Below are 24,798 nucleotides of genomic sequence, written 5' to 3' on the forward strand. Positions count from 1 at the left end.
CCTTCGCGGGCAGGCGGCCTGACAGTCACCGCCGCTTTCCCGCTATCATGTCGCGCATTTCCAGGGCCTCGCGCCCTCCCCTTGGTCAATGGCGAATCTGTTCATGCATACCCTTGCTCAATTGCGTGCTGGCGAGTTGTCGGGCATCACGCGCCTGGATCTGGTCGAAGGCCTGACCGAATTCCCTCGGGAGATCTTCGACCTGGCGGACTCGCTGGAAGTGCTCAACCTCAGCGGCAACGCTTTGAGCGTACTGCCCGAGGACCTGCATCGCCTGACCCGTTTGCGCGTGCTGTTCTGTTCCGATAACCGCTTCACCGAGTTGCCGGCCTGCCTGGGCCAATGCGCGGCGCTGACAATGATCGGCTTCAAGGCCAATGGCATCGTCGATGTGCCCGGTGCGGCGCTGCCACCGCTGTTGCGCTGGCTGATTCTCACCGACAACTGCATCGAAACCTTGCCCACCGAATTGGGCGAGCGCCCGTCGCTGCAAAAACTCATGCTTGCCGGCAACCGTTTGCAGGCATTGCCCGAGTCGTTGCGCCAATGCCATCGACTGGAACTGATCCGCATCGCTGCCAACCGCATGACCGACTTGCCGCAATGGCTGCTGGAATTGCCCAGCCTGACCTGGCTGGCCTACGCCGGTAACCCGCTGGAAACCGAAGCCGATGCCGCCGCCCTCGATGCCACGCCGCGCATTGACTGGTCGGCCCTGCGCCTGGCGAAAAAACTCGGCGAAGGGGCGTCCGGGGTGATTCATCAAGCCGTCTGGCAAGCGGCCGACCAGCCGCCGATGGATGTTGCCGTGAAGCTCTATAAGGGCGAAATGACCAGCGACGGCTCGCCCCTGCACGAGATGAACGCCTGCATCACCGCAGGCCTGCACCCGAACCTGATCCGCGTCGAAGGGCGCATTGTCGATCACCCGCAGCAAACCGCCGGGCTGGTGATGCAGCTGATCGCACCGAGCTACCAAAACCTCGCCGCCCTGCCCAGCCTGGCCTCGTGCAGCCGCGACATCTACCCCGACGATTTGCGCTTCAGTGCAGCGGTGGCGCTGCGCATTGCCGCAGGCATCGCCTCGGTGGCCGAGCATCTGCACGGTCACGGCATCACCCATGGCGACCTGTACGGGCACAATATCCTGTGGAATGAACAGGGTGATTGCTTGCTCGGGGACTTTGGCGCCGCGTCGTTCCACGCGATTGCCGACAGTCTGGAAAGCCGAGCCTTGCAGCGCATTGAAGTGCGGGCGTTTGGCGTGTTGCTGGGGGAATTGCTGGTGCGGATTGATTCGGGGTTGAGCGAGGAACAGCGTGGGGTGCTGGAGGATCTGGAGCGGCGTTGCTGTCAGCCGCAGGTGCTGGCGCGACCGGGGTTTGATGAAATAGTCCAGGAATTAGCTGAGTTCAAACTGTAAATACAAAACAATGTGGCGAGGGGGCTTGCCCCCGTTGGACGGCGAAGCCGTCCCAAAAGCGACGGCTGCTGCGCAACCGAACGGGGGCAAGCCCCCTCGCCACAGGTCAGATCCAAACCAGTTCGATCAACCCGCCAACCCGACAAACATGTCCTGCACGTCGTCATGGTTATCCAGGCCTTCGAGGAATGCTACAACTTCTGCCATCTGCTCATCGCTCAAGCCGCTGACCGGGTTTTTCGGCTGGTAGCCCAGCTTGGCCGACAGCACGGTGAAACCTTGTTCCGGCAGGGCTTTCTGTACCGCGTCGAGATCAGTCGGCTCGGTCAGGAACAGGGTCGCGCCCTCTTCACCCGGCTCGAAATCCTGTGCACCGGCTTCGATGGCGGCCATTTCCGGATCGGCGTCCGGGGTGTCCGGCGACGCTTCGATCATGCCGACGTGGTTGAAATCCCAGGCCACGGAACCGGAAGCGCCGAGTTGGCCCTTGCGGAACGCCACGCGGATTTCAGCCACGGTACGGTTGATGTTGTCGGTCACGCACTCAACGATCAGTGGTACCTGATGCGGTGCGAACCCTTCATAGGTCACGCGATGGTACTGCACGGTCTCGCCCAACAGGCCGGCGCCCTTCTTGATGGCGCGGTCCAGGGTTTCTTTCGGCATCGACGCTTTCTTGGCCTGTTCGACCACCAGGCGCAAATGCGCGTTGGTCGTGATATCGGCGCCGTTGCGCGCAGCAATGGTGATTTCCTTCACCAGTTTGCCGAAGATCTTGCCCTTGGCATTGGCTGCTGCTTCTTTGTGTTTAACCTTCCACTGTGCGCCCATTTCTCACTCTCTTATCTGTGGCATCTGTGGCGCCGAGACATCTACTGGCCGACGCTTTGCGCAAGTTTATACGGCCTAAAGTTGGCAATCGACCAAAAAATCCCACTGGCATCGACATCTTCACCAGCGGTTGTAGGGCGATTCTGAAATGTCACTTTAGGGTGCCCGTTATGCGCCGGGGTTTCGTACGCTCTGCAGCCTACTCCACGGCCGCAGCGTGTCCGATGCACAACGACAAGGAAAGTCCCGTCACCCTGACCCTCCTGGACGACGACCTGAGTTTCCAGGTGTTCGGGTTCAGCGGTCATGAAGCCCTCAACCAGCCCTATCGATTCGAGATCGAGGTCATCGGGCTGGCACCGGCCCTGAACCTCGAACGCTTGCTGCACCAGCCGGCATTTCTTGATCTGGGCCACGAGCAAGGCATTCATGGCCGGTTGCACAGCGCCAGTTGCGAGCACCGAAGCGCACACAGGGTCGCCTACAAACTGGTGTTGGTGCCCCATCTCCAGGCGCTGGAGCAACAACGTCGCCGGCGCATTTTCCAGCACAGCAGCGTGCCGATGATCCTGCGCCAGCTCCTGGAAGAACACGCGCTGCCCCCGGGCAGCTATTGCTTCGATCTGACGACCGGGCACTATCCGCCGCGACCTTTTTGCATTCAGTACGAAGAAACCGACCTGGCCTTGCTGCAACGCTTGTGCGAAGAAGAAGGCATCCACTATCACTTCGAACATCAGCGCGACGGCCATGTGCTGGTGTTGGCCGATGACAGCCTGAGCTTCCCCCAGGAACCGCTGCTGATGCCATTGCGCGGCGACGTTGTCGATGCTCAACCGGTGATCAGCGAACTGTTCCAGCGCCATGACGCCCCGCGCTCATTCGAGCGGGCCGGTGCCAGCAGCCCAGGTGAACCGGACATCGACGACGGCGCCGCCAATCACACGCTCGCCCCGGCGGAGCAGCGTCTGAGCCCGGAACAACAACATCGCGACCAACTCGGCCGGCGCCAACTGGAGCGCATGCGCTGCCGCCACTTGCAGATCCACGGCCAAAGCAACCACGGCGCATTGCACAGCGGCCGGATCGTGCAGGTGGCCGAGCATCCGCTGGCCAATTTCAACGATCAATGGCTGGTGACCGACGTGCGCCATCAGGGACGTCAATCCTCGATTCTGCTCGACGACTCAGTGGGTGTGGCCCTGGGTTACCGCAATCATTTCAGTGCCATCCCCTGGTCGTCGGTGTTCAGGCCCGCACTCAAGCAACCGCGGCCGAGCATTCCCGGCTATCAGCCCGGCCGGATCAGTGGCCTGGGCGGGCAACCGGCAAGGCTGGATGAACACGGCCGGGTTCAGGTGAGCCTCTGGCCCGCCACGCCAGCAAGCGCCGATGCGTCTGGCGGCTTGTGGCTGCCGTTGGCGCTGACCGCCGCCGAGGAGCGAATCGACCCCACGCGCTTGCCCATGGCCGGCAACGAAGTCTGGGTGATGTTCCTCGACAGTGATCCGGATCGCCCGGTGCTCTGTACGACCCTGGGTCCGGCGCTCCAAGCCCGACCTGCGCGGGAACCCCGTGGCGATAGCCGCTTGCTGTTCGACTGGCTGCTCAACCGCTAGATGGCTGGCGCCTTGACGTTCAGCCCTTGTCCGCCTTGCCGGCCGCGGCAGCGAACTTCGCCAGGCGTACGTCCAGATGCCGCGGCCGATGCCCGTGATCCTCGGCGCGCTCCTTGCGGCGGATGGCGTTGCGCACCATCAGCGAACCGAGGTAGCGAATCGGTTCCGGCGGGAAGAACCCCAACGGTCCGTTGATCAGCGGCGAGCGGGTCCAGGGGTTGTCCAGGCCCAGCACCATCGACGCCAGGATCTGCCCGCCCATATGACACGGCCCGACACCGCTGCCGGAATAACCGAAACCGTAGAACACGTTGCCACTGGCGCTCATTTGCCCGAAAAACGGTAGCCCGGTCACTGAGCGGTCCGACGGACCATTCCAGGTCGCCTCGACCTTGACGTCGGCAAAGGCCGGGAAGAAATCCGCCAGGCTGTTCCGTAACAAACCGGCATAGGGCGAAGGCTGATCGAAGACCGGCAGCATGCGCCCGCCATAGGCGAAGGTATTGCCGCCCTTGCCGAGCATGATCCGGCCGTCCGGGGTGTTGTGGTAGTAGTGCACGAAAATCCGCGAATCAAGCACCGTGACCCCGCTGGTCAAGCCGATGTCATTGAGCAAATCCGGCCGTGGTTCGGTGATCAGCATGTCGCTGGAGACGATGGCCACGCTGCGCTCGAACTGCGGGAACGCCCGGGCCATCCAGGCGTTCATCGCCAGCACCACGCGGTCGGCGCGGATCGTGCCGCTGGCGGTTTGAATGCCCGCCTGCTTGCCCTCATCCAGCCCGGTCATCGCGGTGTTTTCGTGAATCCTCACGCCCAACTGCAAGGCGACCCGGCGCAGACCGCGCACTAGCTTACCCGGCTGCACACTGGCTGCCGCCGGAGAAAACCAGCCTTCGAGATGCTTCGCCGAGCCGGCCATGCGCTGCACATCGGCCACCGGGCGCTGGGTGAACGAGTTGATGCCGTGGCGCTCCAGCGCGGCAATCACCGCGTCGGTCGAGCCGCATTGCGCACGGTTGGTGGCGGTGTAGAGCGTGCCGTCGAGGCGGTAGTCGGCGTCCACCGCGTACTGCTCGCAGAAGGCGCCGATGGCGTGGATGCTGCGCTCGGACTCCTTGACCAGGCGTACCGCTTCTTCAACGCCGAACAACCGTTCAAGGGTGAAATACTTGGCCGACCACGACAATGCGCAACCGCCGTTGCGTCCACTGGCGCCGGCGCCGCAGATGTCTGCTTCGATCAGCACCACGTCCAGTTCGGGGTTCTGTTCCTTGAGCATGATCGCCGTCCACAACCCTGTATAGCCGCCACCGACAATGCATACGTCAGCGCGGCAGTCGCCCACCAGCGGCGGGCAGGTTTCGGATGTATCCGCCTTCAAGGCCTGGTCCAGCCAAAAGGGTCTCATGGGTCAATCTCCAGTCAGTCGCCCACACGCCGGCCTGCCGCAGACGCAGCAGGCCGCGAGGGACAGGATTCAGGTACGCAGCGGTTTGATGCTCATCGCCCGATTGGGCACGAAGGGGTAGTTGGTTTTCAGGCCACCGGGGCGGCTGTTCCAGTGCGGGATCAACACCAGTGCCGAGAACATCGCGCAGCCGGCGAAGACGATAAACACGGTGACCGAGTCGAAGTAACCCGGCAGCAAGCCACCGAGCACTGCGCCCACCGAACCGCAACCGTTGACGAAACCGGCCGCCGTCGCACCCGCCTTGGCCTTGCCGAAGTCGATAGCCGCCGCGCCGCTGATCATCGAGTCCGGTCCGTAAAGGGTCAGGCCCATGAAGAACAACAGCGCCACCACCAAGGCCACGCTCCCGGTGTGCAAGGCGCCCATAAACAGGGCCAGGGACACGGTCAACGCCAACAGGCTGATCACACACGCGGGCATGCGCCGGGCACCGAACAACTTGTCCGAAGCCAGGCCGATCATGATTGGCCCGAGCAAACCTGCCAGCTCAAACGAAGTCGGGATGATCGCCGCGCCGACCTTGCCCACCGAAGGCATCTGCTCGAAAACAATCACCGGCCCCCACAGCAGAATGGCGTAGCGCGCCGGTTTCAGCATGAAGTACGCCAACCCCAGCACCAGCACTGTGCGGTTACGCAGGATTTCCTTTAACGGTTCCCAAACGCTGATTTTGCTTTGCGCATAGGCTTGCTCGGCGGTCAGCTCAGGTTCGGGCTCCACCGCAGGCAGGCCCACGTCTTCCGGTTTGTTGCGTTGAAAAATAAAAAACAGCACGGCGACCAGCCCAACCACCGCCGCACTGGAAACGAACGCCGCATGCCAGGTACCAAACTGCGTATAGGCAAACCAGCCGGCAAACGGCGAGGCCACGAGCCCGCCAAAGGCATAGCAGGAACTCCACAGGCCCAGTACCCGCCCACGCTGCTCGGCGGGAAAGAAACTGCCAAGGTTCTTGCACAGCCCCGACCAACCGGTGGACTGCGCCAGGCCCTGAATCAGCATGCAAGTGGCGAAAATCGGTAGCGTTGCAAAGTTGCCCATCACCAGTGCCGCGCCCGCGGAAATCAGCAACCCGCCCAATACCACGACCCTTGGGCCGAAGCGGTCGGCGAGGATGCCCCAGGTGAATTGACCGACGGCATAGGCCGTCAGGTAGATGGCGTCGAGGTTGGCCATGGCCATCTTGTCGAGCATGAAGGTCGGGTCTTCGGCGATGCCAAGCTTGGCCACCGAGAAGGCTTTGCGGGTGAAGTAGAAAGCGGCGTAGGCGAGCCAGGTAATCGCGAAGATCTGCACGCGCCAACGCTTGATGGTGCCGATGTGCTTGTTCATTGTGGTTCTGACCTCAGGGTGTGAGTGTGCCGGCAGAATTGGAAGAAAACGCCTGTTTTTTTATTGTTGAGCACTGCGATATCGCCCTGTCCCTACGGCGGATATCGGTCAGATGAGTCCTGTAAATGCACGCCCAGGCTCATGGCACCCGCCGCTGTTCGACGGACCAGGCGGCGGGGCTGAGGTGGATAAAAACAATTACTGATTAATAAGTGAAATCGATTTATCGTATTTCCAAAATAAGCTCAGCTTGTTACTGGAGATTCCCCGTGTCGGTTTCCCACGCCCAGCTCAAAGCGTTCCATGCCGTGGCCGTCCATGGCAGCTTTACCAAAGCCGCCGAACGACTGTTCCTGACGCAACCGGCGATCTCCGACCAGGTGCGCAAACTCGAAGAACGCTACGGCGTGTTGCTGTTTCATCGCAACAAACGCTCAGTGCGCCTGACCGACCTTGGCGAACGCCTGCTCAGCGTGACTCAACGGCTGTTCGTGATCGAGGCCGAAGCCCAGGAACTGTTGCAGGATTCCCAGGCCCTGCAAACCGGCAGCCTGATCCTGGCGGTGGATGCGCCGGTGCATGTGCTGCCACAGATCGCGCGGTTCTGCGAGCGCTACCCCGGCATCAGCGTGAAGATCGAAACCGGCAACACCGACGAATCGTTGTTTCGACTGTTCAACTATCAGGCTGACCTGGCGTTGCTGGGCCGTGACGTCAGCGATGAACGGCTGATCTCCTTGCCCCTGCGCAACGACCCGATGGTGGCGTTCGTGTCGCGCCACCATCCGTGGGCCGACCGCGACGCCATCACCCTCGCCGACCTCGACGACACGCCGCTGGTATTGCGCGAAATCGGTTCGGTGACGCGCCAGACGCTGGAGGAGGAAATGGCCGGCGCGGGGTTTCGCATTCGCCCGGCGATTCAGGTCGAGGGCCGGGAGGCTGCGCGGGAGGCGGTGGTGGTAGGGATTGGTGTCGGGGTGGTCTCGGCGGCCGAGTTTGGCGCGGACTCCCGGGTGTGCGCGTTGCCGATTATCGATTGCAAACGCCGGTTGACGGAAACCTTGGTGTGCTTGCGCGAACAGAGTTCGCGGCGGGTGGTGGCGACGTTTCTGGAGATGGTGCGCGAGAGTCTGGTGTAGGCCGGCCCGGCCCCTTCGCGAGCAGGCTCGCTCCTACAGAGGATTGATATGAGTCGCCGATATTTTGCGACGCAAAACACTGTAGGAGCGAGCCTGCTCGCGAAAGCAAACGCCTCGGTCTACCTGATCGGCGCCAAGCCAAAAAACGCCTGAATCAAGCGCAAATCCCGCCGCCGCTCCATGCACCCGATCATGTGCCGATTCACCAACCCTTCACCAACGATCGGCACCGCCGCCACCCGCGGGTCATGACTGACCTCCACCGATGACACCACCCCCACACCCAGTTCGGCGGCCACCGCCTCGGTCACCGCTTCGCGGCTGTCCAGTTCGAGCAATACGCGCGGGCTGACATTGGCCTGGGCACACGCCTCATCAAACGTACGCCGGGTAATCGAACTCGGTTCGCGCAGCACCATGATTACCTGGTCCAGTTCCTTGAGCTGCACGCCTTGGGTCTTCTGCGCCCACGGGTGACTGTCCGGCACCAAGGCACAGATCCGCGACTCACTCAGCGCTTGCAGGTGCAGGCCCTTGCGCGGTTCGACCTCGGTCAACACCGCCACGTCGGCGTGCTCGGACAATAACGCGGCCAACGTTTCCTGGGCGTTGCCCAGGCGCAGGTTCACCGTGATCCCCGGATAACGCGCACGCAGGCTGGCGAGCATCGGCATGACCATGTGCGGCCCGTCCGCCGCCACCTCCAGGCGCCCGGTGAGTAATTGTCGGTTGGCTTCGAGCATAACCTGCGCTTCCTCGGCCAGGCCGAACATCGCCCGGGTGATCGCCGCCAGCTTGGTGCCCTCCTCGGTCAGTTCCACTCGTCGGGCAGTGCGCCGCAAGAGGGTGATCTGGTAGTGCTCCTCCAGCGCCTTGATGTGCCCGGTGACGGCCGGCTGGCTGATGAACAACCGCGCCGCCGCCCTGGTAAAACTGCCCTCCCGGGCCACGGCGTCGAAGGCGCGGAGCTGAAACAGGTTCATGAATAAGCCTCACTGATGGCTGGCATAACAACAAACAATTTGATTGATAAATCGGCAAATTGCAATTTAAGCCCCGTAGGTTCATCCCATCGAATGCGAGGACACGAGAATGAGTACTGCCGAACCCATCCTGCTCACCCCCGGCCCGTTGACCACGTCGCTGCGCACCCGTCAGGCGATGATGGTCGACTGGGGATCATGGGATGACCGCTTCAATCAACTGACCGCCAGCCTCTGCGAGCAGCTGCTGGCGATCATCAATGGCGCCGCCACCCATCACTGTGTGCCCTTGCAAGGCAGCGGCTCCTTCGCGGTCGAGGCAGCGATCGGCACACTGGTGCCACGGGACGGCAAGGTACTGGTGTTGATCAATGGTGCCTACGGCAAGCGCCTGGCGAAGATCTGCGAAGTGTTGGGACGCGCCTTCAGCACCTTCGAAACCGCCGAAGACGAGCCAACCACCGCGGCCGACGTCGACCGCCTGCTGCGTGCCGACACTGACATCAGCCATGTGGCCCTGATCCACTGCGAAACCAGCACCGGCATCCTCAATCCACTGCCGGAGATCGCCCAGGTCGTTGCCAACCACGGCAAGCGCCTGATCATCGACGCCATGAGTTCCTTCGGCGCGTTGCCGGTGGACGCGCAGCAAGTGCCTTTCGACGCACTGATCGCGGCTTCCGGCAAGTGCCTGGAAGGTGTGCCGGGCATGGGTTTTGTCTTCACCCGCAAAGAATCCCTGGCCAACGCGGCCGGCAATTCGCATTCACTGGCGATGGACTTGTATGACCAGCACGCCTACATGGCCAAGACCGGCCAATGGCGCTTCACCCCACCGACCCACGTGGTCGCCGCACTGCATGAAGCCTTGCTGCAATACAACGAAGAAGGGGGTTTGCCGGCCCGGCACCAGCGCTACGCCGCCAACTGCCACGCACTGATGGAAGAGATGGCCAGACTGGGGCTGCGCAGCTTCCTGCCAGCGGCCATCCAGGCGCCGATCATTGCCACCTTTCATGCCCCGAACGATCCGCGCTACCAGTTCAAGGAATTCTACGAACGGGTCAAGGCCAAGGGTTACATCCTCTACCCCGGCAAGCTGACCCAGGTCGAAACCTTCCGCGTGGGCTGCATCGGCCATGTCCAACCCGACGAAATGCGCCAGGCCGTGGCTGCGATTGGCGAGGTGCTGCGCGAGATGGAAGTGCTCGACATCTAACCCACACTGCAATCCCCCTGTAGGAGCGAGCCTGCTCGCGATGAGACCAGGTCAGTCGACACACATGCTGGATGAAAGACCGCTTTCGCGAGCAGGCTCACTCCCACAAAGAGCCGAATTCCAAATTAGTCATTTATTACAGGATTTGAGACATGAACTACACCAACCCAACCCAACTGCAAGCCGCCATCCTCGACTGGGCCGGCACCGTCGTCGACTTCGGCTCTTTCGCCCCGACGCAGATTTTCGTCGAGGCTTTCGCCGAGTTCGACGTCCAGGTGTCCATCGAAGAAGCCCGGGGCCCGATGGGCATGGGCAAGTGGGACCACATCCGCACCCTGTGCAATCTGCCCGAGGTAGCCGAGCGTTATCGCAAGGTGTTCGGCCGCACGCCGACCGACGATGACGTCACCGCCATCTACCAGCGCTTCATGCCGCTGCAGATCGAAAAAATCGCCGAGCACTCGGCACTGATTCCAGGTGCACTGGAGACCATCGCCAACCTGCGCCAGCAAGGGATCAAGATCGGTTCCTGCTCCGGTTATCCGAAACAGGTCATGGACAAGGTCGTCGAACTGGCCGCCACCAACGGCTACGTCGCCGATCACGTGGTTGCCACCGACGAAGTCCCGAACGGTCGCCCATGGCCAGCCCAGGCGCTGGCCAACGTCATCGCCCTGGGCATCGACGATGTGGCGGCATGCGTGAAGATCGATGACACCGTACCGGGCATTCTCGAAGGTCGCCGTGCCGGCATGTGGACCGTGGCGCTGATCTGCTCGGGCAACGCGCTGGGCCTGGACTACGAAGGTTATCGCGCCTTGGGCAGCGATCAACTGGACAGCGAGCGCAAGCGCATCCACGCGATGTTCGAAAGTTCGCGTCCGCACTACATGATCGACACCATCACCGACCTGCCGGAAGTGATCGCCGACATCAACAAGCGCCTGGCCAACGGCGAAATGCCACAAAACCAATAAACAAAAAAGCCGTAGTACCAAAACAAGTACTACGGCTTTTTATTGCTTTCGACTTATTGCAAGTTCAATTATCGTTCGTCGCTGCCATCAGGAACGTAATACTGTGTGTCATTTTCATCTTCAATAATTAACGTTTCACCTTCCCCCGCTTGATTCAAGCTGTCCTGTTCTTGCTCTGGCTCATTGAGCTCAGTCTCTTCTTCAGTGGTTGGTTGCGTAGCGTCCTGAACCTCTCCAACGGGCTCGACATCAAGCTGTGCTACCTGCCCGTCAGCGGCAAGGCCAACCTGCTGCCCCGTTGCATCGATGACAACACCATCTGGGTAAAACGTCAGACCATCAAATTCAAGCGAACCATCGGGGTATTGAATAGCACCGTTATTAAACTCTTTGGTGCCGTCGCCCCACACTCTTCCCCACGTGTATTCACTCACTTCGCCACGCACCCCATTTTCGCTGCCGTTCATATTCATTCCCTTGATCGCAAAATTAATAAATACCCGAAACATGGCAACCGGTTTAAATCAGCGGCCACGCCAGGTGAATATTATTCAATCACTCTCTTCACTCAACCCTGATTCTAAAAATACAGCACAAACAGAATCGCCCTACATCTGAACTGCCATTTTCAAACAGCATGCAGTTATTTTACGTCAGTGAAGTTTTTTTCACGTTGGTCTGCGGCAGAAAAGCCGGTATGCGCCAAGCAAATCCCGGCAAACCGGATTACAGTTAAAGCACACCGTCAAACACGAGCGGTGGCTTTAGACCGGACCTCTGAGGAATACCGTATGCCGTGGAAAAACTCCGCCTCGCGCTACAGCACCGTATCGATCGTGTTGCATTGGTTGATGCTGGTCCTGCTGGCCCTGGTTTATGCCTGCATCGAGTTACGCGGGATTTTCCCCAAGGGCAGTGGCGGGCGCACGTTGATTGTCGAATCCCACTTCATGCTTGGCCTGACCGTCTTCGTATTGGTCTGGCTGCGCTTGTTCGCCCGCAGCCTTGGCCCGGCTCCGCAAATCTTCCCGGCTTCGCCGCACTGGCAAACGACGCTGGCGAAATTGATGCACTGGGCGCTGTACCTGTTCATGATCGCCATGCCGATACTCGGGTGGCTGATCACCAGCGCCAAGGGCAACCAGGTGATGTTCTATGGTTTCGATTTGCCAATGCCAATCGCGCAAAACCAGGACTTGGCCAAACGCCTGCAAGGCTGGCATGTGCTGGGCGGCACGATCGGTTATTGGCTGATCGGCCTGCATGCCGTGGCCGGGCTGTATCACCACTATGTGGTGGGCGATAACACCTTGCTGCGGATGATGCCCAAGCGCACCTGACATCAACCAGCCCCCTGTAGGAGCGAGCCTGCTCGCTCCTACAGGGTTATGCCGTGTGCTTCAGGTTTTGTGGAGTGAATCCACGCCGGCCCTGCAAACCACCGGTGTGCACAAAGACCAGTCGCGTGCCCGCGGCAAACTTGCCTGCCTCGACCTGTTGCTTGAGCGCCAGTAGCGCCTTGCCGGTGTACACCGGTTCAAGGGGAATACCGCTGGCCTGTTCGGTCTGTTCGATGAACGCGAGCAACGGCGGGTCAACTTTGGCAAACCCGCCATGGCTGGCATTCATCAGCTCATAGGTCGCTTCAGCCGTTTGCCCGACAACCTGCTCGACCCACTGCGCCACGCCATGATCATCGGGCACCGCCAGAGCCCCATACACCCGATGCTCGCCTGCCTCGGCCAACACCAGCCCGGCCAGTGTCGTGCCTGTGCCGCAGGCCAGCCACCAGCCGTGGTAATCGCTCCAGCCAAAGCCCTTCAATTGGCTGCGGACCTCATCCTTGAGCGGCATGCAACCACGTGCTCCCGCTAGCCCGCCACCGCCTTCGGGCACTGGATGCAAATCGGGATACTGTTCTTTCCATGGCAACCAGAAACCCGCTTCATGTCGCGCCCGATAGCCGCCGTAACCCAGCCAGTGCAGTTGCATGCCGAAGGCCTGCAAATCCTTCACCGTCGGCGTCTCCTGAGGATGCCCGCGCAGCAGGCCGACCGTGGAAAAACCAAAGCGCTTGCCCGCCGCTGCCAGTGCATGAAGGTGATTGGAATGGGCACCGCCCAGGCTGATGATGCCTTTGGCGCCAGACTGTTCAGCGATCTTGAGGTGTTCGATCAGCTTGAACCATTTGTTGCCGCTGATCAGCGGGTCAATTTGGTCCAGACGCAGGATGGCGACTTCGATACCGGCCTGGGAGAGCCAGTCGAGATGAAGGGGTTCGAGGGGAGCCTGGGGTAGCCAGGTGTCTGGAGGGAGAAGCATCGATACCGGCCCTGAGTGAAGAGCCGGCATCTTAACAGCTGACCTGTGGCGAGGGGGCTTGCCCCCGTTGGGGCGCGAAGCGGCCCTGATACCCTGCCGCCACACGTTATACGACTGCTTCGCAGCCGAACGGGGGCAAGCCCCCCTCGCCACGGGATTTGTGAACAACCTGAATAAAAGGTGTTACAGCTCCGCCGCGAGGCGCGATCCCTGGTTGATCGCCCGCTTGGCATCCAGTTCGGCTGCGACATCGGCACCGCCGATCAGGTGCACATTCTGCCCCGCCGCCACCAGGCCTTCGTGCAATTCGCGCAGCGGGTCCTGCCCGGCGCAGATCACAATGTTATCGACCGGCAGCACCTGCGGTTCGCCCGTCTCGCCAATACGGATGTGCAGGCCTTCGTCGTCGATCTTCAGGTACTCGACGCTGTTGAGCATCTGCACTTGCTTGTTCTTCAGGCCGGTGCGGTGAATCCAGCCAGTGGTCTTGCCCAGGCCGTCGCCGACCTTGGACTTCTTGCGTTGCAGCAGGAACACCTCGCGAGCCGGTGCATGGGGCGCGGCCTTGATCCCGGCGACACCGCCACGGGCTTCGAGGTGCACATCAATGCCCCACTCTTTCCAGAACGCAGCACGATCCTGGCTGGTGGCAACGCCTTCATGGACCAGGAATTCGGAAACATCGAAACCGATACCACCGGCGCCGATCACCGCTACACGCTTGCCAACCGGCTTGCGCTCCAGGATCACGTCCAGGTAGCTCAGCACCTTGGCGTTTTCCACGCCCGGAATCGCCGGCAGACGCGGGGCAATGCCGGTGGCCAGGATAATTTCGTCGTAACCGCCTTCAACCAGTTGCGCCACGTCGACGCGGGTGTTCAGGCAGACCTCGACGTTGGTGGTCTGCAGCTTGCGGTTGAAGTAGCGAATGGTCTCAAAGAACTCTTCCTTGCCCGGAACGCGCTTGGCGATGTTGAACTGACCGCCGATCTCGCTGGCCGAATCGAAAAGCGTCACCTGATGGCCACGCTCTGCAGCCACGGTCGCGGCGGCCAGACCGGCCGGGCCGGCACCGACCACGGCGATTTTCTTCAGTTGCTGCACCGGCAGGTAGTTGAGTTCGGTTTCGTGGCAGGCACGCGGGTTGACCAGGCAACTGGTCAGCTTGCCGCCGAAGGTGTGATCCAGGCACGCTTGGTTGCACCCGATGCAGGTGTTGATTTCATCGGCGCGACCTTGCGCGGCCTTGTTGACAAAATCCGGGTCGGCGAGGAATGGACGCGCCATGGATACCATATCGGCATCGCCCTCGGCCAGAATCTGCTCGGCAACTTCCGGGGTGTTGATACGGTTGGTGGTGATCAGCGGAATGCCGACCGAACCCCGCAGCTTGGCCGTGACCTTGCTGAACGCCGCGCGCGGTACCTTGGTGGCGATGGTCGGGATCCGCGCTTCGTGCCAGCCGATCCCGGTGTTGATGATCGTCGCACCGGCTTGCTCGATGGCCTTGGCCAGTTGCACGATCTCATCCCAGGTGCTGCCGCCTTCGACGAGGTCGAGCATCGACAGGCGGAAGATGATGATGAAGTTCGGGCCTACCGCTTCACGCACGCGACGCACGATTTCCACTGGCAGGCGCATACGGTTTTCGTAGCTGCCGCCCCAACGGTCGGTACGGTGGTTGGTGTGGGCCGCGAGGAACTGGTTAATGAAGTAACCTTCCGAACCCATGATCTCCACACCGTCGTACTCGGCAGTTTGCGCTAGCACCGAGCAGGTGACGAAATCGCTGATCTGCTTCTCGATGCCTTCCTCGTCCAGCTCCTTGGGCTTGAACGGATTGATCGGCGCCTGGATCGCACTCGGCGCGACCTGTTTCGGGCTGTAGGCATAACGCCCGGCGTGGAGGATCTGCATGCAGATCTTGCCGCCCGCGTCGTGTACGGCACGGGTCACGATGCGGTGCTTGAGTGCTTCTTCTTCGGTGGTCAGCTTGGCGGCACCGGAATACACGCCCCCTTCATCGTTCGGACCGATACCGCCGGTGACCATCAGGCCCACGCCGCCCCGGGCACGCTCGGCAAAGTACGCGGCCATGCGTTCGAAACCACCGGGCTTTTCTTCAAGACCGGTGTGCATCGAGCCCATCAGGGTGCGGTTGCGCAGCGTGGTAAAACCCAGGTCCAGCGGAGCCAACAGGTTCGGGTATTGAGCGGCGGTCATCGGAAACTCCACGTCGAACGATCACGGAAAGTGCGGGAGCTCTTCGGCACCCGTCAGTCATGTTCGACAGACTAAGAGTCACGCCGCCGGCACTCAATGACCGTAACTGACAACTTAATGATCGAAATGTGCAGTAACACCCGCCAGGCGATGACGGGGCGGGATTGGAATCAGCCTTGTGTCCATGCGGGCGCTCAAACACCGAGTCGGTCGTTGTTCCATCGTGCCGCCCCCCCGAACGGCAAAAGCCGCAAAGCAATCGTTAACTGGCAGAATTGCCTTAACTGGAACTTTTTGGAGGCCACCATGCTTCGTGTGTTTGAACGAAGACTCGACCCTTTCCCACCCGATGAAGCACCGCCGCCACCCGTCGGTCTGGCGCGGTTCCTGTGGGCCTGCACCCGAGGCGCCCGCGGTTATATCCTTGCGTTTGCGCTGCTCAGTGCCAGTGTGTCGATTTACGAAGCCTGGCTGTTTTCCTTTCTTGGGCAGGTCGTGGACCTGCTCTCCACCTGGCAGGCGGGCGGCGCTGCGCAGGCGCAGGAAAGTCGAGTGCTGTGGGGGATCGGCATCGTACTGGTCACCAGCATCGGGCTGGTCGCCCTGCGCACCCTGGTCCAGCACCAGGTATTGGCGATCAATTTGCCGCTGCGGCTGCGCTGGGATTTCCATCGCCTGATGCTGCGGCAAAGCCTTTCATTCTTTTCCGATGAGTTCTCCGGCCGGGTCACGACCAAAGTGATGCAGACCGCACTCGCCGTGCGCGAGGTCCTGTTCACCGTCATCGAAATCGTCCCCGGGATCGGCGTTTATTTCATCGCGATCATCGCCCTGGCCGGCGGCTTCGCCCTTAAATTGATGCTGCCTTTCATTGCCTGGATCGCCTTGTTCGGCCTGGCCATGCTGTACTTTGTGCCGCGCTTGGGGCAAGTCGGGCAGGAACAGGCCCACGCGCGGTCATCGATGACAGGGCGCATTTCGGACGCCTACACCAACATCACCACGGTGAAGCTGTTCTCCCACTCCAAGCGCGAGGCGCACTTCGCACGCGCGGCGATGGAGGACTTCAAGCTGACCGGCTTTCGCCAGATGCGCCTGGTCAGCCAGTTCGAGATCGTCAACCAGGCGCTGGTGGTCATGCTGATCATGGGGGCCGGCGGCTATGCCCTGTGGCTGTGGCATCAGGGCGAAGTCGGCACCGGGGCGGTAGCGGCGATTACCGCCATGGCGCTGCGTATCAATGGCATGTCGCACTGGATCATGTGGCAAATGACCTCACTGTTCGAAAACATCGGCACCGTGCAGGATGGCATGGCGACCTTGACACGTGGCCCCAAGGTCCAGGATGCACCGAACGCCGGCGTGCTGGTGCCCGCTGGCGGCGCCGTGACCTTCGACAACGTCGGTTTTAACTACAACGGCGAACGCCAGGTGCTCGATGGCCTGAGCCTGAGCATCCGCCCCGGCGAAAAAATCGGCCTGGTGGGCCGTTCCGGCGCAGGTAAATCCACCCTGATCAACCTGCTGCTGCGGTTCTACGACGTGGACAGTGGCGAGATTCGCATCGACGGTCAAAACATCGCCCAGGTGACGCAAGACAGCCTGCGCAGCGCCATCGGCATGGTCACTCAGGACACCTCGCTGCTGCACCGTTCCATTCGCGACAACATCGCCTATGGCCGCCCGGACGCGACCGACGCGCAGGTCCGCCGTGCGGCGGCGAATGCCCAGGCCGACGGTTTCATCAATCAACTGAGCGACCGCCAAGGCCATAGCGGCTATGACACCCTGGTGGGTGAGCGCGGCATCAAGCTTTCCGGTGGCCAGCGCCAACGCATTGCCATCGCTCGAGTGATGCTCAAGAACGCCCCGATCCTGTTGCTCGACGAGGCCACCAGCGCCCTGGATTCGGAAGTCGAAGTCGCGATCCAGGAAAGCCTCGATGAAATGATGCAAGGCAAGACTGTCATCGCCATCGCCCATCGGCTGTCGACCATCGCCGCCATGGATCGGCTGATTGTGATGGACGACGGACGCATCATCGAACAAGGTACCCATGCCGAACTGCTGCGCAAGAACGGCACCTACGCACGACTGTGGCAGCATCAGAGCGGCGGGTTTCTGGGCGAGGATCAAGGACTGGCTGAGGCGATGGAGTAGCCATGGGCGACCGTTGCTGGAACGACAATCCTGCGAACGGTTTTAAGGTCAGCGTCGCTCCAACCAGCCCTGCTCCGCATGGCTAATCGCGCAAGGTCGCCTGACCTGTGCGCGGGTTGGTGAGGGTGACATTCTCCAGGGCTCGAATGCGCCACACCTCGTTCTGCCGGGTCAGCACGGTGAGAATCAGCGTATCCACTTCGTGTGGTCCGGCCGGATGGGCGCTACCGGCCGCCAGGCGACTCCAGAAATGTACGACCGCCACGCCATCGGCAAGATGGGTGACGTCGATCAACTCGTTCTGCAAGGAAGAATCACGATAGATAGTTTCGTGAATGGGTGCATGGAGCGCCACGATCTCGTCAACGCCCCGGACGTAGTGTCCGAAACGATTGACGAACGTTGCGTCCTGATCGAACAGACTGCCCAGGGCAGCCATGTCGTGAGCGTTCCAGGCTGATTGAAACGCCGCGGGGGCTTCTTCGGGTTTGTTCATCTTGCTCATCGGGTGTGCGTATGGCTTTTCGAATTCACAGGCAACCTTCCATCGCCGACAGGTGTTTCCTGGAGATCCAGCGATAGGTCGCCGCGTAATATTTGATCACCGTTGCGCCACCCTCTGCCTGGATATCGGCAAAGTACGCCGAGTTCACGGTGGCGACGGTGTAGCCGCCCTTGAGGCCCCGCTCCAGAGTCGCCCCGGAGTGACCCTCAAACACCGGCATGTCCTGCCACTGGTGTTGAACGCATTCGGCAACCACCTTATCGGCTTTTTTTGAATGCAAGACCTGGCGAGGTTCTTCCTGGCGCATCTCGTTCATGGTTGGCGTCGTGCATCCGGCCAACGACACCAATGCCAATGTCCATATGGCTAATTTCATCGTATTCCCTCATGAAAACCGGCTGAGTCCAGATCCCCAGAGAAGGCGCTTCAATGGGGCCCATTGCTGACGCTGGGGTGGGTACTACGTGGCCAGTGTAGACCAGAACCGCAAACACAAACGGCGACGAAACAGGCCAAGTCCTTTCGCCAACCCCTTGTTTTGCCGTAGTCTCGACCCCTATCCGGATGCAAGACTTCCATTTTCGTACACGGCTGCCAACTGTTTTCCCATGCGCAAACTTCTGTACCTGACATTCTCCCTGGCGCTGCTCGCCGTCCTGAGCATCTACGCCCTGTGGGCCGCGGACCGTCCGGCGGGGCATTACCTGTCGGACCTGCGGATCAACCTCGCCGTCGACCAGGGCACACCTGCCGATCGCGGCAACCTGCTGGGCATCCAGCCCGAACTGTTCCCCACCGATTACCAAAGCCCCGAGCGCTTGCACCGCAAACTCGCCGCTTACTTGCAGAAGGCCCAGGACCAGGGTTTGCTGAACGGTAAAACCGTGGTCGTGCTGCCCGAACATGTCGGCACCTGGCTGATGGTCAGTGGCGAAAAAGACGAGCTGTACCAGGCCAGCAGCCTCAAGGAAGCGATGAACTGGCTGGCGGTGAGCAACCCGCTGAAGTTCGTGCGCGCCCTGATCAGCGCCGATGGCGGTAACCGTCTCGACGACGCTCACCTGCGCATGAAAGCCAAGGCGATGGCCAAGGACTATCAGGCACTGTTTGGCGGCTTGGCCAAAGAATTCCACGTGACACTGGTGGCCGGCTCCATCGTCCTGCCCGAGCCGAGCATCATCGACGGCACCCTGAAAATCGGCCGCGGAGCGCTGTACAACAGCAGCGTGGTGTTCAACAGCGAAGGCCTGCCCATCGGCCAGCCCCAGCGCCAGATCCACCCCGTGTTCGGCGAGCAGGAAGCGATCAAGGGCAATGGCGAGCAATCGCTCAATGTCGTCGACACGCCTGCCGGTCGACTGGGTGTGCTGATCGGTCGCGACAGCTGGTACCCGGAAAACTACCGCAAGCTCGACGACCAGGCCGTGCAACTGGTCGCGGTGCCAGCGTTTGTCGCGGGCCGTGGCGCCTGGGATCAACCGTGGCGGGGCTACCGCGGCTCGTCGCCCCCACCTTCGGTGACCCTCAAGTCCGGCGAGGTCAGCGAAGGCTCGGCCTGGCAGCGTCTGACCCTCACCAGCCAGCCGCCGGGCAGTCAGGCCGTCGCCGGGATCAGTGTGTTCCTGCGCGGGCAATTCTGGGATCAGGGCAGCGCCGGCCAAAGTTTTCTCAACAGCAATGGGCACCAGTTCGCCGATGGCAACGCCCACGGTGCGCGCCTGTTGAACCTGTGGTTGTAAACATGAAACCGCAACCGATGCGTCTGGGCGATTTGTCCGTGGGCTTCGTTCACAGCCTGGCCGATGCCGTGCGCAGCCACGGCGAAGACCCGTTGCCGCTGCTCGAACAATACGGTCTCGACGCTGCACGCCTGAGTGAAGCGGGTGCGCGGCTGTCGATCCCGCGCTACATGCGCCTGGGTCACGCCGCCATCCAACTGACCGACAACCCGGCGCTGGGTTTGCGCATGGGCCAACTCAGCCGCTTGGGCCAGGCTGGCCTCGCCGGCGTCACGGCAGCCCAGGCGCCGACCGTGCGCGAGGCGGCACGTTGCCTGATTCGCTTCGAAGCGCTGTACGGTTCGAACTATCGCGGGCAATCAAGCTTTCACGAAGATGCCCAGGGCGCCTGGCTGCGGTTTTACTCCATCAGCCCGTACAACGCCTACAACCGGTTCGTGGTGGATTCGATCATCGCGGGCTGGTTGCATCAACTGTCCAGCATCAGCCCTGCCCCGCTGCGGGCAGAACGCATCGACATCGAGTTCGATCAACCCGACTACCGCGCCGCGTACGATGTGCTGGGTGACGGTCCGATTGTGTTTGGCAGCGAACACAATCAATTGCGATTAAGCCTGGGCAGTCTGGCGCAGCGCAATCGCGAGCATTGCCCGAGCACCTGGCGGCATTTGGTGCAATTGTGCGAACGGGAACTGGAGCAACTGACACGCACCCGCAGCCTGCGTGAGCGGATTATCGCGCTGCTGGGGCCATTATTGAGTGGCGGTCGGGAACCCGACCTGGAAGAAGTGGCGGCACGCCTGAAGCTGCCCACCTGGACCTTGCGCCGCAAACTCACCGAGGAAGGCACGCAGTTTCGCGCCATTCTCAACGATACCCGTCGCGACCTCGCCATGACGTACATACGCGACACCGAACTGGCGTTCGGAGAAATCGCCTACCTGTTGGGCTTTGCCTCAGCCGAAGCGTTTCAACGCGCATTCAAACGCTGGAACGGGCAAACCCCCGGCGAATATCGCCGCAGCCATCGCCAGTCCGCCTGACGTTTACAACTCGGTCGCGTCTTCTGCTGGCTCCAGCGGGTCCAGTTCGAATGCCTGGTACTCGAGCAACTCTTCCTGATAATCGTCCATCGTTGAATCCCCCACCGCCTGAAAGCGACTGAATAAATTGACTCGCACCCCGAGCATAAAGTGCCCGGGTGAAAGAAAAATGACGCGGGCACGACAACTTGTCGCTACAGAATAAAACGTAGCAGGCAGTCAGGAATCTATCATCGGTTTTTTGCGACAAACCGCAGGACTGCGGCCTTGTCTGATGCGGATCAATCTTTGCGCCGACAACGGGATCGCTCGGGCGATCCCGTTGTGCATTGCATTACTGGCCGGAGGCAGGCATCGCCGGAATCGGCTCGCTGGGCGGCGGCAAGTCGGTCGGGTTCGCCGGTGGCGTGATGGCTTCAACCGACGGTGCAGGCTCGGTGTTCTGCACCGGCGTGATCGGCGCGGTCTCTGGCGGCGGCGTGACCGGTTCAGAGGCCGCTGGCTCCACCGGAGCAGGCGTCAGCACCGCCGGGGTTGGCTCAGGGGCCGGTGCGGTGGTCGGAGCTGGCGTCAGCGCGGCTGGCGTGGCCTTGGCCTCAGGCACGCCCAGGTCGGTTTTCGGCTTTTCGGTGATGTGCGCTGCTTTCTTCGCTTCCGGTGGCAGGAACATTTCGATCAACGCAAAAAAACGATCGTAGAACTTGGCCGACGTGACGGTTTCGCTGGCCACCTTGACCATCGAATCGTCCGAAGAGCCGATCGGCATCGATACCGATCCCAGTACACCGACGCCGAGGCTGGCGGAGTTGTTGGTCTTCTTCAGCGCGTAGCGGTCCTGAAGGGCGTTGGCGAATACGGTTGCGTGGTGCCCTTCGCTGCCGTCATCGGTACAGACCACGCTGAAGCTGATCTCCATGTGGTTTTCACCGGTCTGCTGGAAGCTCTTGTGGCCACTGATCAGCTTGGGATCGCTGCTGGTAATGATGTAACCCTGACTGAGCAAGGCCCGGCGAGCGGCTTCGCAGGTCTGTGCATCGGTAACCGGATAGCTGCGGGAAAAGGTGCCGGAATCGTCGAACTTCTCATGCTCATAGATGGCGCCTTTGTTCGACGAACAACCGGCTGCGGCAGCCAGCACTGCTGCCAGCCCAACAACCCGCATGGGAAATGATTTAAACATTGAACATCCTGAGGAAAACAGTTCGGGTCGTATTGTGCAACAGAACGATGCTTAGCGTCGCATCGATTGTGTCTTAAAACAGTTACAGGCTGATTGACCCCGGTTTGCGGGAAAAGTCCCGCAACAATGGACGTACGGCCAAACAAAAAGACCCCGGCGTTTCGGCCGGGGTCTTCGGTGTAGCGCTAAAGCGGGTCAGGCATCAGTAACGCTTGATGTCTGCCTCGCTTTCCAGCTGCTTGCGGTAGGCCGCAAAGTCCTGTTGGCCGATGCGCGAAGCGAGGTAGCGACGATACCGGGCTTTCTCTTCTTCGGTCGGTGCCGCTGCTTCGTTCACGCCATTGAGGCGCACGATCACCAGGCTGCCGTCTGCCAGCGTTACGCTGGTGAAGGTCGGCTTGTCTTTCGCAGCTGGCTTGGTCATGCGGAACAACGCTTGCAGCACAGCCGGGTCAACTCCTTCCTGAGCGCGAGTCGCCGCTTCAGTGACCTTCCAGGCTTGGCCGTCGACCGCTTTATCCAACGGCGTCTTGCCATCGCGCAGGCTGACGATCAGTGCCTCGGCCTTGGTCTTGGCATCTGCACTGGCGTGTTCCTTGGCCAATTGCCCGCGGATGTTGGCAGCCACGCTTTCCAGCGGCAATTGCGACGGCTTCAAGTGTTCCTTGGCACGCAGTACGACCACGGTTTCCGGATCGAGCTCGATGGCGGTGCTGTTCGCACCCTCATCCAGGACTTCCGGGCTGAACGCCGCAGTGACCACTGCACGGTTGGCCGCTACCCCTTCACCGCCTTCACGGCCGAATGGCTTGGAGGTGTGAACGGTCAGTTTCAGGTCCTGCGCCGGCTGGGCCAGATCGGACGCTTCGAAGGAGGCATCTTCCAGTTGCTTGCTCGCCTCAACGAAGCGCTGCTCGACCTGCTGGGTTTTCAGACTGCGGGTCAGCTTGTCCTTCAGGCTGGCGAAGGTTGGCACTTCAGGCGCTTCCACACCCAACAGCTTGATCAGGTGATAACCGAAGTCGGTACGAACCGGACCGGAGACCTGGTCCTTGGCCAACGCATAGAGGGCTTTTTCGAAGGCTGGGTCGTAGACGCCAGGACCCGCGTAACCCAGGTCACCACCGTTGTTCGCTGAACCCGGATCCTGGGAAAATTCCTTGGCCAGTGCCTCGAACTTCTCGCCTTTGGCCAGACGGCTCTGGATCTCTTCGATCTTCGCCTTGGCTTGCGCCTCGGTGGTCTTGTCGCTCACTTCAATCAGAATGTGCGCCGCCCGACGTTGCTCGGACAGGTTGGCGATTTCTTTCTGATAGGCAGCCTGCAGGTCTTCGTCCTTGACGCTGACCTGGTCGAAGAAGGAAGACTTCTTCAGCTCGAGGTAATCGATGACCACCTGATCCGGTGTCATGAATTCCTTGGCGTGTTCGTCGTAGTAGGCCTTGACCTCTTCGTCGGTCAGCTTCACAGCCGACGGGTCAGCCTTGATGTTCAGGAAAGCGAAGTCGCGGGTCTGTTTCTCCAGACGGGCAAACGCTGCCACCTGTGCATCGGTGACGAAACCGCTACCAGCGAGGCCGGCACGCAATTGGCCGATCAGCATTTCCTGGGCCAGCATCTGGCGGAACTGCATGCGGCTGTAGCCCAGTTGGCGGATCACCTGGTCGAAGCGATCGGAGCTGAACTTGCCATCGACCTGGAACTCAGGCGTTTGCAGGATGACCTGGTCAAGTGCGGCTTCGGAAAAGGCGAACTTGGATTTTTCTGCGCCTTGCAGCAGCAGCTTGCGATCGATCAGGCCCTTGAGCGCCGATTCGCGCAACATTTTTTCGTCCAGCAAGGAAGCATCGAAATCCTTGCCCAGCTGTTGCATGAGCTGGCGGCGTTGCATATCGACCGCCTGGCTCAGCTCGTTCTGGCTAATTTCATCACCGTTGACCTTGGCCGCATCGTTAGTGTGCGACGTGGCCTTGAAAATGGCATCGAAACCGGTCAAGGCCATCAGAACAACGATGACCCCGATAATAGTCTTGGCAATCCAGCCTTGTGAATTGTCCCTGATATTCTGCAGCATGCGTCCCCCAGAAACGGTTGAACTTCAAAATTAGGCAACCGTGGAGCGTGGGTAGAATCCGGATAGAAGAAAGGCGCATCCGAGGATGCGCCTTCTCGTAACTGGCGGAGCGGATCGAGGGCTCGAAATCGCGCCCCTCGTTGTCTTGAACCGGCGACCTGCGTCAGGACTGCCGCTCCGCTGCCAAGTCAGGAATGACCCCGACCCGGATGGGTAAAAACCTGAATCGAACTTAGTTGACAGCTTCTTTCAGTGCTTTACCGGCTTTGAAACCTGGTTTTTTGGCTGCTGCGATTTCCAGCGTCTTACCGGTCTGTGGGTTACGACCAATGCGAGCTGGACGATCAGTTACGGAGAAAGTACCGAAACCCACCAGAACAACAGAGTCGCCAGCCTTGAGAGCGCCAGTGACGGATTCGATTACAGCGTCCAGCGCACGGCCAGCAGCAGCTTTCGGGATATCAGCGGATGCAGCGATAGCATCAATCAGTTCCGACTTGTTCACTCTAAGTCCCCTTATATCTATTTGAGTATGATTCTAAGTTTTTT

General features: G+C 60.8%; 22 protein-coding genes. 9 read left to right on the top strand and 13 right to left on the bottom strand.

The genetic code is table 11. The features are described from left to right. The first annotated feature begins 103 nt into the window (after positions 1–103). Positions 104–1,423, top strand: coding sequence for a leucine-rich repeat-containing protein kinase family protein (locus J1D76_RS04080; protein WP_421137156.1), 1,320 nt, complete (start codon positions 104–106; stop codon positions 1,421–1,423). A 126-nt stretch (positions 1,424–1,549) separates the two neighbouring features. On the opposite strand, the gene J1D76_RS04085 is transcribed toward J1D76_RS04080, so the two are convergent. Then, positions 1,550–2,254, bottom strand: coding sequence for a YebC/PmpR family DNA-binding transcriptional regulator (locus J1D76_RS04085; protein WP_421137157.1), 705 nt, complete (start codon positions 2,252–2,254; stop codon positions 1,550–1,552). 224 nt (positions 2,255–2,478) lie between these two features. On the opposite strand from J1D76_RS04085, the gene J1D76_RS04090 reads away from it, so the two are divergent. Then, positions 2,479–3,873, top strand: a complete 1,395-nt coding sequence (locus tag J1D76_RS04090) for a type VI secretion system Vgr family protein (protein ID WP_421137158.1) — start codon at positions 2,479–2,481, stop codon at positions 3,871–3,873. 19 nt (positions 3,874–3,892) lie between these two features. Here the strand turns inward: J1D76_RS04090 and J1D76_RS04095 are convergent, their stop codons facing one another. Continuing rightward, positions 3,893–5,284 (bottom strand): FAD-dependent oxidoreductase, encoded by a 1,392-nt coding sequence (locus tag J1D76_RS04095; RefSeq protein WP_421137159.1) that lies wholly within the window; start codon positions 5,282–5,284, stop codon positions 3,893–3,895. A gap of 69 nt (positions 5,285–5,353) precedes the next feature. Then, complete coding sequence (locus J1D76_RS04100) at positions 5,354–6,679, bottom strand: MFS transporter (protein ID WP_421137160.1); 1,326 nt, start codon at positions 6,677–6,679, stop codon at positions 5,354–5,356. Between the two features lie 269 nt (positions 6,680–6,948). Between J1D76_RS04100 and J1D76_RS04105 the strand changes: the two genes are divergently transcribed. Further along, positions 6,949–7,821, top strand: a complete 873-nt coding sequence (locus J1D76_RS04105; RefSeq protein WP_421137161.1) for a LysR family transcriptional regulator — start codon at positions 6,949–6,951, stop codon at positions 7,819–7,821. A gap of 119 nt (positions 7,822–7,940) precedes the next feature. Here J1D76_RS04105 and J1D76_RS04110 read toward each other — a convergent pair whose 3' ends face one another. Next, positions 7,941–8,804: a LysR substrate-binding domain-containing protein gene (locus J1D76_RS04110; RefSeq protein ID WP_421137162.1), complete on the bottom strand. Its 864-nt coding sequence runs from the start codon at positions 8,802–8,804 to the stop codon at positions 7,941–7,943. Between the two features lie 109 nt (positions 8,805–8,913). Between J1D76_RS04110 and J1D76_RS04115 the strand changes: the two genes are divergently transcribed. Together J1D76_RS04115 and phnX are read left to right on the top strand one after the other, a co-directional pair. After that, on the top strand, positions 8,914–10,023 hold the full coding sequence (locus J1D76_RS04115) for a 2-aminoethylphosphonate--pyruvate transaminase (RefSeq protein WP_421137163.1): 1,110 nt from the start codon (positions 8,914–8,916) through the stop codon (positions 10,021–10,023). A gap of 152 nt (positions 10,024–10,175) precedes the next feature. Then, the gene (gene phnX, locus J1D76_RS04120) at positions 10,176–11,003 is read left to right on the top strand and encodes a phosphonoacetaldehyde hydrolase (RefSeq protein WP_421137164.1); all 828 of its coding nucleotides are present in this window, start codon (positions 10,176–10,178) and stop codon (positions 11,001–11,003) included. Positions 11,004–11,071: 68 nt separating this feature from the next. On the opposite strand, the gene J1D76_RS04125 is transcribed toward phnX, so the two are convergent. After that, positions 11,072–11,470 (bottom strand): hypothetical protein, encoded by a 399-nt coding sequence (locus J1D76_RS04125; RefSeq protein ID WP_421137165.1) that lies wholly within the window; start codon positions 11,468–11,470, stop codon positions 11,072–11,074. Positions 11,471–11,794: 324 nt separating this feature from the next. On the opposite strand from J1D76_RS04125, the gene J1D76_RS04130 reads away from it, so the two are divergent. Continuing rightward, positions 11,795–12,343, top strand: a complete 549-nt coding sequence (locus J1D76_RS04130) for a cytochrome b (protein ID WP_421137166.1) — start codon at positions 11,795–11,797, stop codon at positions 12,341–12,343. A 46-nt stretch (positions 12,344–12,389) separates the two neighbouring features. On the opposite strand, the gene J1D76_RS04135 is transcribed toward J1D76_RS04130, so the two are convergent. Both J1D76_RS04135 and J1D76_RS04140 read right to left on the bottom strand, forming a co-directional pair. Next, complete coding sequence (locus J1D76_RS04135; protein WP_421137167.1) at positions 12,390–13,325, bottom strand: 1-aminocyclopropane-1-carboxylate deaminase/D-cysteine desulfhydrase; 936 nt, start codon at positions 13,323–13,325, stop codon at positions 12,390–12,392. A 183-nt stretch (positions 13,326–13,508) separates the two neighbouring features. Next, entirely contained in the window at positions 13,509–15,548 is a 2,040-nt protein-coding gene (locus J1D76_RS04140; RefSeq protein ID WP_421137168.1) for an FAD-dependent oxidoreductase, read from the bottom strand. A 306-nt stretch (positions 15,549–15,854) separates the two neighbouring features. On the opposite strand from J1D76_RS04140, the gene J1D76_RS04145 reads away from it, so the two are divergent. Then, a complete protein-coding gene (locus J1D76_RS04145) occupies positions 15,855–17,708 on the top strand; it encodes an ABC transporter ATP-binding protein (RefSeq protein ID WP_421137169.1) in 1,854 nt (617 codons plus the stop codon). 82 nt (positions 17,709–17,790) lie between these two features. Here J1D76_RS04145 and J1D76_RS04150 read toward each other — a convergent pair whose 3' ends face one another. Both J1D76_RS04150 and J1D76_RS04155 read right to left on the bottom strand, forming a co-directional pair. Beyond that, the gene (locus tag J1D76_RS04150; RefSeq protein ID WP_421137170.1) at positions 17,791–18,213 is read right to left on the bottom strand and encodes an SgcJ/EcaC family oxidoreductase; all 423 of its coding nucleotides are present in this window, start codon (positions 18,211–18,213) and stop codon (positions 17,791–17,793) included. A 25-nt stretch (positions 18,214–18,238) separates the two neighbouring features. Continuing rightward, a complete protein-coding gene (locus tag J1D76_RS04155) occupies positions 18,239–18,589 on the bottom strand; it encodes a hypothetical protein (protein ID WP_421137171.1) in 351 nt (116 codons plus the stop codon). Positions 18,590–18,821: 232 nt separating this feature from the next. Here J1D76_RS04155 and J1D76_RS04160 point away from each other — a divergent pair, with 232 nt between their 5' ends. Both J1D76_RS04160 and J1D76_RS04165 read left to right on the top strand, forming a co-directional pair. Then, positions 18,822–19,952 (top strand): nitrilase-related carbon-nitrogen hydrolase, encoded by a 1,131-nt coding sequence (locus J1D76_RS04160; protein ID WP_421137172.1) that lies wholly within the window; start codon positions 18,822–18,824, stop codon positions 19,950–19,952. 2 nt (positions 19,953–19,954) lie between these two features. Further along, positions 19,955–20,995 carry an AraC family transcriptional regulator gene (locus J1D76_RS04165; RefSeq protein WP_421137173.1) on the top strand — a complete coding sequence of 347 codons (1,041 nt, stop codon included), beginning with the start codon at positions 19,955–19,957 and terminating at the stop codon, positions 20,993–20,995. 3 nt (positions 20,996–20,998) lie between these two features. On the opposite strand, the gene J1D76_RS04170 is transcribed toward J1D76_RS04165, so the two are convergent. The 4 genes from J1D76_RS04170 to J1D76_RS04185 form a co-directional block, all read right to left on the bottom strand. Beyond that, a complete protein-coding gene (locus J1D76_RS04170; protein ID WP_421137174.1) occupies positions 20,999–21,142 on the bottom strand; it encodes a hypothetical protein in 144 nt (47 codons plus the stop codon). A 187-nt stretch (positions 21,143–21,329) separates the two neighbouring features. Beyond that, on the bottom strand, positions 21,330–22,175 hold the full coding sequence (locus J1D76_RS04175; protein ID WP_421137175.1) for a DUF2242 domain-containing protein: 846 nt from the start codon (positions 22,173–22,175) through the stop codon (positions 21,330–21,332). Positions 22,176–22,377: 202 nt separating this feature from the next. Beyond that, positions 22,378–24,249, bottom strand: coding sequence for a SurA N-terminal domain-containing protein (locus J1D76_RS04180; protein WP_421137176.1), 1,872 nt, complete (start codon positions 24,247–24,249; stop codon positions 22,378–22,380). Positions 24,250–24,481: 232 nt separating this feature from the next. Beyond that, positions 24,482–24,754 (bottom strand): HU family DNA-binding protein, encoded by a 273-nt coding sequence (locus J1D76_RS04185; RefSeq protein WP_002552737.1) that lies wholly within the window; start codon positions 24,752–24,754, stop codon positions 24,482–24,484. Positions 24,755–24,798 lie beyond the last annotated feature (44 nt).

Source organism: Pseudomonas sp. NFX15 (assembly GCF_049132105.1).
Classification (GTDB): Bacteria; Pseudomonadota; Gammaproteobacteria; order Pseudomonadales; family Pseudomonadaceae; genus Aquipseudomonas.